The following is a 13,118-nucleotide window of genomic DNA, read 5'->3' on the forward strand; positions in this document are numbered from 1 at the left end:
AATAGTATTTATCCCAATCTAAGGAGTATATCGATGGCTGAGATTAAAGCCCCCGTGTTTCCAGAATCGGTAGCCGATGGCACGATTGTTGAGTGGCACGTTACTGAAGGTCAACAAGTCAACCGTGATGATATTTTAGCAGAGATCGAAACCGATAAAGTTGTATTAGAAGTGGTTGCCCCGGATGATGGTGTTGTCACCAAAATCGTTAAGCAAGTCGATGATACGGTTGAGTCAGATGATCTGATCGCTGAGTTTGAAGCTGGCGCTAGCGGTAGTACCGATAGTGGTAGTGATGACAGCGCTGATGAGGACGCGGAAGCTCCAGCCGTCGATCCAAACCAGCCTGCTGCCCCTGTACAGAAAAAACAAGCAGCCGACGGCGGCGAGCCAGTACAAGCGACGGATAAGAAAGAAAACGATCATAAAGATCAAAGCCCAGCAGTCCGTAAAGCGGCTAAAGAGTCTGGCGTTGATCCAAAGAATGTTGAAGGCAGTGGTCGTGATGGCCGCGTTACCAAATCAGATATGGCTAGCCCTAAACTCAAAGCCGATAGCAGTATCAAAAACGACAAGGGTACGCCAGTCGCTGAATCTACTGGCGAGCGTAGCGAAAAACGCGTGCCGATGACTCGTCTGCGTAAGCGTGTTGCTGAACGTCTATTGTCAGCGACCCAAGAAACGGCGATGCTGACCACGTTTAACGAAGTCAACATGAAGCCGCTGATGGATATGCGTACAAAGTACAAAGATCAGTTTGAAAAGCGTCATGGTGTGCGTCTTGGCTTTATGTCATTATTCGTTAAAGCAGCGACTGAAGCATTGAAACGTTTCCCAGCGGTTAACGCCTCACTTGATGGCGATGATATCGTCTATCATGGTTTTTATGATATCGGTGTTGCTGTATCATCAGATCGCGGCTTAGTGGTACCCGTACTACGTGATACCGATCAGATGAGCATGGCGGATGTCGAAAGCAAAATCCGTGAGCTTGGCGGTAAAGCGCAAAACGGTAAGCTTGGTCTTGATGAAATGACAGGCGGTACTTTCACTATCTCTAACGGCGGCGTCTTTGGCTCGCTGATGTCAACGCCTATCTTGAACCCACCACAAACCGCTATCTTAGGAATGCATGCGATCAACGATCGTCCTATGGCTGTTGATGGTAAGGTTGAGATTTTACCAATGATGTACCTAGCGCTATCTTATGATCACCGCATGATCGATGGTAAAGAAGCCGTACAGTTCTTGGTCACTCTCAAGGATCTCGTTGAAGACCCAACCATGCTGTTATTAGACTTATAAGCTTCTAAGCTTGTATTGGCAATCGCTAATACAAGCTTTTTACCTTTATGCTAATAAGCGTTCTGTCTTGTCTATTTTTTAAAACAATAAACTTCACCTGACAACTCTCGCTATTCATTTTAGATGAACCATCCGGCCAAGATAGTATATTAACTATATATCTTGAGTTTGATGCATTATGAATCAATTAAAATAAGTAGCTCTACAAGCGAGAATAGCGTCAACAGCATAGAGCCAAACTAAATTTTATTATAGAAATATTAGGAAACTACTATGAAAGATAATTATGATCTAGTCGTTATCGGCGGTGGACCTGGTGGTTACGAAGCGGCTATTCGTGCCGGACAATTGGGCATGAGCGTCGCTTGTATCGAAAAGCGCGTCTATAAAGGCGAGCCGGCGCTAGGCGGTACTTGCTTGAACGTTGGCTGTATCCCTTCAAAGGCACTGCTTGATACCTCACATCGTTATGAAGCCACTAAGCATGATCTTGATGAGCATGGTATCAGTACCGGCGATGTCGGCATCAACGTTGAGAAGATGATTGAGCGTAAAGAAGGTATCGTCAAGCAGTTAACTGGCGGTGTCGCGGCACTATTAAAAGGCAATGGCGTCGACTGGCTACAAGGCTGGGGCACGCTAGTCGACGGTAAAGGCGCTGACAAAAAAGTCAAGTTCGTCGCTCTAGAGGACGACGCTGAAAGCACGATCACCGCGAAGAACGTCATCTTAGCCTCAGGCTCTGTGCCTATTGATATCCCTGTTGCCAAAGTAGATCACGAACATATCGTTGACTCGACTGGCGCGCTTGACTTCACTGAAACGCCAAAGCGTTTAGGCGTGATTGGCGCTGGCGTCATCGGCCTTGAGCTCGGCTCAGTATGGCGTCGCCTTGGCTCTGAAGTCGTGGTTTATGAAGCACTACCTGAATTCTTAGCCGCTGCGGATAAAGATATCGCTAAAGAAGCGCGCAAAATGTTCAAAAAACAAGGCTTGGACATCCGCGTCGATACCAAAGTGACCAATGCTGAAGTCAAAGATGGCCAAGTCGTCGTCACTAGTGAAAACAAAGGCGAAGCATCAGATGAAAGCTTCGACAAATTGATCGTTTGTGTCGGTCGCCGTGCTTATGCTGAAAAGCTACTTGGCGATGATAGCGGTGTGACGCTCACTGAACGCGGTTTAATCGATGTCGATGATCAGTGCAAAACTAATCTAGATGGCGTCTATGCTATTGGCGATCTAGTACGCGGTCCGATGCTGGCGCACAAAGCGATGGAAGAGGGTATGATGGCGGTTGAGCGCATCCATGGCGAAAAAGCGCAAGTCAACTACGACACTATCATCAACGTCATCTATACTCATCCAGAAATCGCTTGGGTCGGTATGACTGAAAAAGAAGCCGCTGATGCTGGCTACGAGGTCAAAACTGGCTCATTCAATCTAGCCGCTAACGGTCGTGCTCTTGCACAAAGCGAAGCGCAAGGCTCGATTAAAGTGGTTGCTGATGCTAAGACCGATCGCCTATTAGGCATGCATGCTATCTCTGCCGGCGCTGGCGACATCGTTCATCAAGGCATGATCGCGATGGAGTTTGTCTCTAGTATCGAAGATCTGCAGCTGATGACGTTTGCCCATCCAACGATTTCAGAAGCAGTGCATGAAGCCGCCTTATCTGCTGATGGCCGTGCTATTCACGCCATTCAGCGTAAAAAACGTAAATAGTAACAGTGCAGGTTTGTCCTTAGTCGGTCATCACTTAATCCTAGAGAAGATGGCAATTAAAGCGCCAATAGCTGGCAAGTCGGCACGCTAACGCGCTGTTATTCGGACAAATCTAAGCGCATAAGTCGCTAGCGGTATTTATTAGTACGGCTAGCGCTAAAACTAAGCACGCTATCAGTCACATCGTAGCGCGTTTACTCGACTATTTATTATCACCTTTTCAATTGAAAAAAATAAAGGATACAATCAATGAATTTACACGAGTATCAAGCCAAAGAGCTATTAAAAAGTTACGGCCTGCCCATCCAAGAAGGTATCATCGCTCATAGCGGTGACGAAGCTGCAGCCGCTTTTGATAAGACGCCAACGGACATCGCGGTTATTAAAGCGCAGGTTCATGCGGGTGGCCGCGGTAAAGCTGGCGGCGTCAAGCTCGTCAAAACGCGTGAAGAAGCCAAGCAAGTTGCTGATGAACTGATTGGCACTAACTTAGTGACTTTTCAGACTGACGCTGACGGCCAACCGGTCAACTTCGTCTTAGTTGCAGAAGATATGTATCCGGTACAGACTGAGCTATATTTAGGCGCAGTTGTCGATCGTTCTACCCGCCGTGTGACCTTTATGGCTTCAACCGAAGGCGGTGTCGATATTGAAGAAGTTGCTAACGAGACCCCAGAAAAAATCTTCAAAGTCACCGTTGATCCATTAGTTGGTTTAATGCCATATCAAGCGCGCGACGTGGCATTCCAGCTAGGTCTAGAAGGCAAGCAGATCAATCAGTTTGTGAAAACTATGACTGGCGCTTATCATGCCTTTGTCGATAACGACTTTGCTTTACTTGAAGTTAACCCATTAGCAGTACGCGAAAATGGCGAGATCGTTTGCGTCGACGGTAAAATTGGTATCGATTCAAATGCTCTATTCCGCCTACCAAAAATCGCCGCGCTACAAGATAAAACGCAAGAAAACGAGCGTGAGTTAAAAGCGGCTGAGTTCGATCTAAACTATGTGGCGCTAGAAGGTAACATCGGTTGTATGGTCAACGGCGCTGGTCTTGCCATGGCGACGATGGATATCATTAAACTATATGGCGGCAAGCCTGCTAACTTTTTAGACGTAGGCGGCGGCGCAACCAAAGATCGCGTGGTTGAAGCGTTCAAAATCATTCTAGAAGACAGCAGTGTTGAGGGTGTGTTGATCAATATCTTCGGCGGTATCGTGCGCTGTGACATGATCGCAGAAGCTATCATCGCCGCGGTTAAAGAAGTCGATGTACAAGTACCTGTTGTTGTGCGCTTAGAGGGTAACAACGCTGAGAAAGGTATCGAGCTCCTAGAGCAGTCCGATGTCAAAATCATCTCCGCTCAAGGCTTAGCAGGCGCTGCGCAAAAAATCGTCGATGCTGTGCAAGCCTAATCTGTCATTAATAGGAGTTAACAGTAGAGTTCAGCTGTAATAGTTGCCGCTTGCTTGCCCATTTAAGCGAGCAAGCCTCTATTACAAACAGCTATAAGACAACCGAATATAAGGAAAAATAATGAGTGTATTAATTGATAAAGATACCAAAGTATTGGTACAAGGCTTCACTGGTAAAAACGGTACTTTCCACTCTGAGCAAGCGATTGAATACGGCACTAAGGTCGTTGGCGGTGTGACGCCAGGTAAAGGCGGGCAAACGCATTTAGGTCTGCCAGTATTCAACACTATGGCGGAAGCGATGAGCGAGACGCAAGCAGACGCTTCAGTCATCTATGTGCCAGCGCCATTTGTACTCGATTCTATCGTTGAAGCGGTCGATGCCGGCGTCAAGCTAATTATCGTCATCACTGAAGGCGTGCCGACTATCGATATGCTAAAAGCGAAGCGCTACATCGAAGAAGCAGGCGATGTACGTATGGTCGGTCCTAACTGCCCAGGCGTCATCACTCCAGGTGAATGCAAAATCGGCATCATGCCAGGTCATATCCACTTGCCGGGTAAAGTAGGCATCATTTCACGCTCTGGTACGCTAACTTATGAAGCGGTCGCACAAACCACTAAGCTTGGCTTCGGTCAGTCAACGTGTATCGGTATCGGCGGAGACCCTATCCCTGGTATGAACCAGATCGATGCACTAAAACTGTTTCAAGATGATCCACAAACCGAAGCTATCGTACTGATCGGTGAGATCGGTGGTACGGCTGAAGAAGAAGCCGCTGCTTATATCAAAGACAATGTTACTAAGCCTGTTGTTGGCTATATCGCTGGCGTTACGGCTCCTGCTGGTAAGCGTATGGGCCACGCTGGCGCGATCATCTCAGGCGGTCAAGGTACAGCTGAAGAGAAATTCAAAGCCTTTGAAGATGCGGGCATCGCTTACACGCGCGATCCGTCAAAAATCGGCGAGAAGCTAAAAGAAGTGACGGGCTGGTAATCACTGACGCTGTTAGATAAAAACAGAAGTTTGCTAAATAAACCCTTAATCAGTATTGAAAAATGCTGAAGACACCCCTACAATGGGGTGTCTTTTTTATGTCATTAAGAACATCATGAAAAACAAAGTTTTAGTTACAGGTGGCGCGGGTTATATTGGCTCGCATACCTGTATTGCGCTACACGAGGCAGGCTACGAGATGGTGGTCTATGACAATTTATCCAACAGTAGTGTAGAGGCTATCAACCGCGTCTCCGCTTTGATTGATCGCCCTATTGACTTTATTCAAGGCGATATCCGTGATAAAAAGCGCCTGAATCAGGTGTTTGATGAGCATAAGTTCTTTGGCGTCATCCATTTTGCAGGACTCAAAGCCGTTGGCGAGTCGGTTGCCAAACCGCTGATGTATTATGACAATAATGTCAGTGGTAGCATTACCTTGCTAGAGGTCATGATGGCGCATCAAGTCGATAATCTGATATTTTCCTCTTCAGCCACTGTCTATGGCGATCCTAAGACCCTACCGATTGATGAGACAGCCCCGCGCTCGTGTACCAATCCTTATGGTCAAAGCAAGCTGATGATTGAGCATATGCTAGAAGACTTAGCGACCGCTTATCCTAGTCTCAACTTAATCAGCCTAAGATACTTTAACCCTGTTGGCGCGCATCCCTCCGGTCAGATCGGTGAAGACCCAAACGACATCCCTAATAATTTGATGCCTTATATCTCACAAGTTGCCGTTGGCAAGCTTGAGCGATTGAGTATCTTTGGCGATGACTATCCAACGGTTGATGGCACAGGCGTGCGTGACTTTATCCATGTGACTGATCTGGCGCAAGGTCATGTGGCCGCACTGAATTATTTACAGCAACACGCCAGCTCAAACAGCAGCTCGGATGCAGCTGGCTCAGTCGGTTTTTTACCTATTAATCTAGGAACGGGTAAAGGCACCTCGGTATTAGATTTGGTTGCAGCGTTTACCAAAGTTTCTAAACAGCCTATTCCTTATCAATTCGCTGCCCGCCGTGCAGGGGATATTGCCAGTTGCTATGCCAGTGCGGATAAAGCCAAAGAGTTATTAGGCTGGGAAGCCAAGCTGTCTATCACTGAGATGTGCCAAGATACCTGGCGTTGGCAGAGCAAGAATCCTAATGGGTATGCATAGTCTAAGATATATTATTTGTAATTTCTTAATTTAACTGTTTATAAAGAGGGTCTTATGAGTATTCTTATTCAAGCTGGACATTGTTCATCTTACTCAGATGTCATTATGCAAAAACTGTATGAGCGTGGATTGGGTCAGCCATTTGATAGTTATACTCATAATATGACCGCACAGCAAGTGGCAGATAAGTTGTATCAGATAGTGTCTCGTGCAGGAATATTAGCCGCTCATAATAAGTTGGCTGATAATGTGATGGTTGATCTGCTATTGTCCAATTTAGATATTAAAAACTGGGGCTGGTCGGCTGAAAAAAACCTGTTCGCTATGGATCTTTGGCAGCAGTTAGAGTCGGAAGCAAGGTTTATATTGGTATTTGATCATCCAAGTTATCTGTTAGGTGAATCAATAAGCGCAGATATAACGGTAGACACCATCGATCAAGTTATGTCTGAATGGGTAGAGTACCATCAAAAAATGCTTGAAACACTTGAGGCTCATGAAGATAAAGCCATACTTATCGAAGGCAGCTGTGCAGTTGATAACATTAGCAATCTAGGAAAGCAAGTTGAGTCTATTTCTAGTGATTTATATTTAAAAAAGCATTGGCAAGTATTTAAAGATGCTACAGATCCAACCTCAAATAATGATACTGATGCTGTTAACCAAAGTGGTGCAGCGATAGATTATATCAATAATGAAATCCTAAAAAAATATCCAGAAGTAATCAAGCTGTTTAATACACTACTGAATAAAGCGGCTATAAAAAGCAGTGAGCCAATCTATAGAACTAAGCAGGCTGAGCTTTCTAGATTGATCACTATTTCAAAAGAATTAAGTAAACAAAAAGAAAGTATATACTATTTAACGAAGAAGCAAATATTTGAAGAAGAGTTGAAGAAAATAGATTCAGGTAAGCAGGAAAAAGGTAAATACCAGTTGTTTAGGAACTATTGCTTAGATTTGAATAATATAGAAAATAAATACTCTACTAAAGATAATATGAAAGTTGAGTATGAGTTATTAGTAAAAGAAAATACTTTACTAATAACTCAAGTGCATCAATTACAAGAACTATTAACAAGAAAACATACTGAAAATAAAGTTTTAAAAAGCGAAAGTAGTATAAGTAATGCTAATACTATAGAAGATAAAGTAGAAAGAGAAAGCCAATATGGTGCAGCGGATAGAGTAAAAAAAGATTTACCGTATAGAATAGGAAATAAAATAGTCAAAGCTAAAAATCCTATAGGTATTGTTAAATTACCTTTGATTTTATTTAAGGAATATAATGATTTTCACAAAACTAAGTTAGATCTAAAAAACTTACCTAATATTGATGTATACGAGGATTGGGAAGAAGCTGAGAGAGTAAAAGAACATCTGTCTTATAGAGTAGGTAAAGTATTAGTTGATAGCTTAAATTCACCCAAAAGAATATATCGGTTACCAAGAGATTTAAGTCAACAGATAATAAGTTTTTATAGGATTAATAAGAAAAGTTGAAATATAATACAATTAATTCAAATTAAATTAAATACATGAGATATATTTCAGTATCGTAATTAAAATTAAATTACTAGGTAAAAAAAATGAATGAATTAAAAAAAGCTAATGATTCTTATTTTCTTAAAGATTATAAAAAAGCCAAAGCATTTTATTTGAAGTTTTTAAGTTCTAACCCTCGTGCATTTTGGATTAGGTTTAATGTTTTTTTATGTGATATAAAGATGGGGGATTATAATGAAGCCTATAAAGTGTTTAAAACTAGCTTTCTAAATGGTTCTTTAAATGAGGATTTAGTTGAAAAGCAGTTAGATGTATTGAAGGAGATATTAGTAAACAAAGCGCCTTACATTAGTACGCCACTTGATGTTTATCAGGTAATAGATAGCCATAAGAAAAAAGTAATAACCCCTATCAGAAGGATAAGTAAAGATAGGAAATACCCATCGGGATATAACTTTGATCTGCAACTAAATAAGATAATAGGAAATATTAACCAATATGAGTATATTAGTTCTAGCATAGAGTATTTATCGAACAATTATAAATTAATAAGAAAAAAACTTCTAATAGTGAAGTTTGTGAAAAATACCAAGGAATTAGAGCAATTATTAAAGATTGTTAATGCACAAAAAAATGATTATTTTGAACATGAGCTACTTATAATTGATATTTCTAATGGAGTTGTCAGAAGTTTTGGTGAGCTTTTAGTATATAACTATAATTTTTTAAAACCTCTAGATCAGCTTAATAGTATTATAGAAAGTATACAATACGACATAATCTGTTTTTTCCCAGAAATCTCAAGTTTTAAAATATCAAGGTTTATGCTTGAGAGGATAGTTAAGTACTATAATTTTACTGACCTCACAGTCTTTGCTTTAGAATATGATAAAAATATAGAAAAAGAAGAAATAACACTTAATATTGATAGTAAATCATCTTGGGAAAAAGAACTCTATCCATTCAGAAAAGTAGGTTTTTCTAATCTGACTTTGACTCGTGAACAGTTCGAGTCTATTGGAGGATTTTATCCAAATATATTTGATGGAGCAATATCTTTTAAAAATTTAGCTTATAGACTGTATTTAAGTGGAAAGTATTTCATTCCCGCATTAGGAGTCTATTCTGCCAATGATGTTAATAGCATTAAAGGGACCGAAGCATTTGAAGACTACTGTGCAGCGCATTGGTACAGAAAGACATACAGTAAAAAAAATGTTCTGCCTAAAGTATCAATTTATATTCCATCTTATAATAATGCTGAATATATTGTTCAAGCTATCAATTCAGCTCTGGAACAGACCTTTCAGGATTTAGAAGTTTGTGTTTATGATGATGGTTCAACAGACGAGACAAAAAAAGTACTAACAGATAAATATAGTAAAAACTCTAAAGTTAAAGTGATTTTTGGGCCTAATGGAGGTATTGGTTATGCTTCAAATAAAGCAATCAATATGTGTTCTGGCATTTATATAGCACAACTGGACTCCGATGATAAATTAAAACCAACAGCTATAGCTGAACTCGTAGAGTATTTAGATAATAACCGCAAGGTTGGTTGCGTTTATTCATCTGCTGAAAGAATCGATAGTACTGGAAACTATATAAAGGACGAATATAACTTCCCGATATTCTCTAGAGAAAAAATGATGATGACCTCTATAATACATCATTTAAGAATGTTCCGTTCACAAATATGGCACCGCACTGAAGGTTTTAGAGAAGATATTGAAAATGCAGTTGATTATGATATTTTCTTGAAAATATCAGAGATAACTGAATGTTACCATTATGATAAAGTTCTCTATCAAAGAAGATGGCATGGTAGTAATACTTCAATTGTAAATGTTGATAAGCAAACTGAAAATACACTTAAAGTTCAAAAAATGAGTCTTATGAGACAAGGTCTAGAACATTATTTTGGTAGTCACTTTGTTGGTGATCAATCAAAGAGAACTATAAATTACTATTATTTAAATAATCCACAAACCCGCATATTTTTTTGGCCAGACTATACAACTAGTAATCCTTATCAAAAGTTCATGTACTCTAGTTTATTAAAAGATAAATACGTCTTATCTGGAGATATAGATTCCGCAATAAAATCTCTAAAGGATAACGGAAAAGAAGTTTATTTTCATCTACACTGGTTGAACAAAATTGCTGATTTGAAAAAAGATAGTAAAGAAAATATTATTAAACTTTTTGAGAGTTTCTTAAAAAAATTGCATATATTTTCTGATTTAGGAGGCAGAATTGTTTGGACTATACATAACGAATCAGAACACGATTCAAAATTTATAGAGATTGAGAATTATTATAGAAAGAAAATAGGTGAATTGAGTTATAGAATACACCTACATAACGAAAAAGATTTTTATCAGTTAATTTATTTAGACGATAGTTTGTATAGTAAGATAAGAGTAATTGAACATGGAAGCTTTATACCTTTTTACCCTAATTATTTAAGTAAAGAGGAATCTAGAGAAATGTTAGGCATACCGAACGATTCTTTTGTAATCTGCTTTACTGGTCAGATTAAACCATATAAAGGTATTGAATTGCTCATATCTTCTTTCAAGAAGTTTAGTGAGACTAATAGTAATACCTTCTTAATATTAGCAGGCCGTATTGATAAAGAAAATCAAATTTTCAAGAATAAAGTTATAGAGAGTGATAAGATTATTCTTATGGATGAGTTTCTAGAAAATGAAGAAATACAAAAAATATATAATGTATCAGATATCTCTGTATTTCCTTATAAGAAGATTTTAACCTCTGGATCTGCTATTTTATCAATGGGGTTTGGTGTACCTTGCCTTTTACCAACTACAAATATGACAAAAGATCTTACTAAAGATGTTAGTGTTGATCTTCTTCTGGAAGATTTATCAGAACAGACAATAGTTAAAAAGATCAACATGTTATATAGAATACATAAAGAGAACCAAATTGATTCTATCGGTAAAGAGTGTATTGATAATGTCAAAAAACTGAATTGGGACGGTTTTAATGCGCTATTTGAGACGGATAATTAAAGCATATTTCTATTTTAGAAGAAGTAGCTAGCTGAGTTGAAATTCTATATACTTAGCTACTTAGTTAATAAGCTTCTTGAAATTCAGAATCTTCTCGATAAGGAGTTTATAAATGCAAAGAGATATATTCAGAGACTTTTTTTTGTCTCAAGATCTTATAGATGTAGGAAGCACTGGTATTGCAAGCCAAAGTTCTTATTCTAAATGGTCTAATGAAAATGATGCTCAACAAGCTATTAGTGGAAAGGAGTTTAAGGATTTTGCATTTCATACGGATGTAGAAAATAACCCATGGTGGCAAATTCATTTTGAAACATCGACTTATATAAAGCATGTTATCATTAACAATAGAAAGAAAAAACCTTTTGATGAAATAGCTTCTACTTTAAGAGTTTTAGCTTATGATAATTTAGATAATGAAGTGCTATTGCATACAGGTACGTTATTTTTTGGTAATGAAGATAAAGGCTGTCCACTGATACTATCTCTAAAAGATGGTTTTCTATTAAAAAAACTAAAGATAGAATTATTAGGAAATTCATATTTACATTTGTCTAACATAAGGTTTCTTGCTAAAGACCCGTTAAGTAGTATAGATAAAAAATTATTTTTAGCTAATAGGACAGATGGAATGGGTGAAAGATTAAGAGCCATTTTGAATGCTATGGTTTTAGCGAAAAGAAAAAATAATGAGTTCTTATTTTCATGGGAAGATATGGATAACGACTTTCATGCTATTAGTAATCAAAACTTTATCTTCAATAATGATTTTAAGAAAAAACATATCGTGTCAATTGAAAAAATAACAGAGATGAGCCCGTTACCACTTCCAAAAGTATTATCTGTACAACAAAGTGAAGATAAAACTGATACAAAATTTCTAGTACAGCATGGCAAAATATCAGAAATCTTACCTTTTCCATATTATAACTTTCCTAGTATAGACTACAATAATGCATTTAATAGCATTGGGTTTAGCGATGAAATGTTATCAGCAAAATTTAATGCTATAAAGACTCCATTGCCTGATAAAGTTATTGGTATACATATTCGAGCAGGAGATATAGTTTTTGGTCGATCTAGGATGGAGCCTATATTTTACACAAAAGTATTACCATTTTTTCTTCTGGAAAATATAATAATTAATCTTACTAAGGAAGGTTTCGCTATTATTGTCTTTGGCCAAGATGATAGTCTATGCAACTATTTAGCTGAAAAATATTCTGTAGTGTATTCTAAAAATTTGATCGAAGAGTCATATAATGACTCTCAGGTTGCTTTATTTGATATCACTCTAATGGCTAGATGTCAAAGAGTTATTGCAGGTCATTCTGGCTTTGCTATTTTGTCAGGATTGATAGGTGGTGTAGAAATCAGTAATGGCTATGATAGTTTTCCTGATATTAATTCTAAACTTAAGGCATTTAAGGATTTTTATTATAGTAATGATAACTTCATGTGTGCTCATAAAATACATCCTTTTTTGAAGTCTTTTTCTATTATACAGTTTGTTGAAAAATATCAGAACCATATTCCTATAAAAGATAAAATTTCATATTTAAATCATTGTATTAAATTGGACTATGAAAATATTTATTACAAGTTGTTTTTATCATCCTTATATATTAAAGACGATAAAGTTGCGAAGGCTGATCTTTATCTTGAAAGTCAATTAAAAGAAAATAGGTTGCAAGAGATAGTTGACATATCTAAAATTATTAATTGGAAGCATACCACTCCTTTAACCCCATTCATTAGTGATTTTAAAAACGCAGCTGATGAAGGTAGTATAGTATCTGCCTTGATCTTACTTATTAATGATATTTCTTTGAAAAATAATATTGATGTTAATTATTACGAGACTATAGCTAGAAAAAGTCAGAATTCTATAAGCACAATATTAATTTATGAGAAATTAGAAAGTATATCTTAAAATTCTAGATTGTTTATCAAGGGTATAATG

8 protein-coding genes are annotated in these 13,118 nt (G+C 38.4%); all 8 read left to right on the top strand.

What is annotated here, in order from left to right; translation table 11 throughout:
- Positions 1-33 precede the first annotated feature (33 nt).
- The 8 genes from odhB to ACS8FD_RS07180 all read left to right on the top strand — a co-directional run bounded on the left by odhB (position 34) and on the right by ACS8FD_RS07180 (position 13,088).
- Positions 34-1,305, top strand: coding sequence for a 2-oxoglutarate dehydrogenase complex dihydrolipoyllysine-residue succinyltransferase (gene odhB / locus ACS8FD_RS07145; RefSeq protein WP_439275146.1), 1,272 nt, complete (start codon positions 34-36; stop codon positions 1,303-1,305).
- Positions 1,306-1,578: 273 nt separating this feature from the next.
- The gene (lpdA, locus tag ACS8FD_RS07150) at positions 1,579-3,030 is read left to right on the top strand and encodes a dihydrolipoyl dehydrogenase (RefSeq protein ID WP_439275147.1); all 1,452 of its coding nucleotides are present in this window, start codon (positions 1,579-1,581) and stop codon (positions 3,028-3,030) included.
- Positions 3,031-3,279: 249 nt separating this feature from the next.
- Positions 3,280-4,446: an ADP-forming succinate--CoA ligase subunit beta gene (sucC, locus tag ACS8FD_RS07155; RefSeq protein WP_439275148.1), complete on the top strand. Its 1,167-nt coding sequence runs from the start codon at positions 3,280-3,282 to the stop codon at positions 4,444-4,446.
- A gap of 121 nt (positions 4,447-4,567) precedes the next feature.
- Positions 4,568-5,443, top strand: a complete 876-nt coding sequence (gene sucD / locus ACS8FD_RS07160; protein WP_439275149.1) for a succinate--CoA ligase subunit alpha — start codon at positions 4,568-4,570, stop codon at positions 5,441-5,443.
- A 115-nt stretch (positions 5,444-5,558) separates the two neighbouring features.
- Positions 5,559-6,611, top strand: coding sequence for a UDP-glucose 4-epimerase GalE (gene galE, locus ACS8FD_RS07165; protein WP_439275150.1), 1,053 nt, complete (start codon positions 5,559-5,561; stop codon positions 6,609-6,611).
- A 54-nt stretch (positions 6,612-6,665) separates the two neighbouring features.
- The gene (locus ACS8FD_RS07170) at positions 6,666-8,114 is read left to right on the top strand and encodes a hypothetical protein (protein WP_439275151.1); all 1,449 of its coding nucleotides are present in this window, start codon (positions 6,666-6,668) and stop codon (positions 8,112-8,114) included.
- Positions 8,115-8,200: 86 nt separating this feature from the next.
- Positions 8,201-11,155 carry a glycosyltransferase gene (locus ACS8FD_RS07175; protein ID WP_439275152.1) on the top strand — a complete coding sequence of 985 codons (2,955 nt, stop codon included), beginning with the start codon at positions 8,201-8,203 and terminating at the stop codon, positions 11,153-11,155.
- A 112-nt stretch (positions 11,156-11,267) separates the two neighbouring features.
- Positions 11,268-13,088 (top strand): hypothetical protein, encoded by a 1,821-nt coding sequence (locus ACS8FD_RS07180; protein ID WP_439275153.1) that lies wholly within the window; start codon positions 11,268-11,270, stop codon positions 13,086-13,088.
- Positions 13,089-13,118 lie beyond the last annotated feature (30 nt).

The sequence above is a fragment of the Psychrobacter sp. 1U2 genome, from assembly GCF_051847575.1.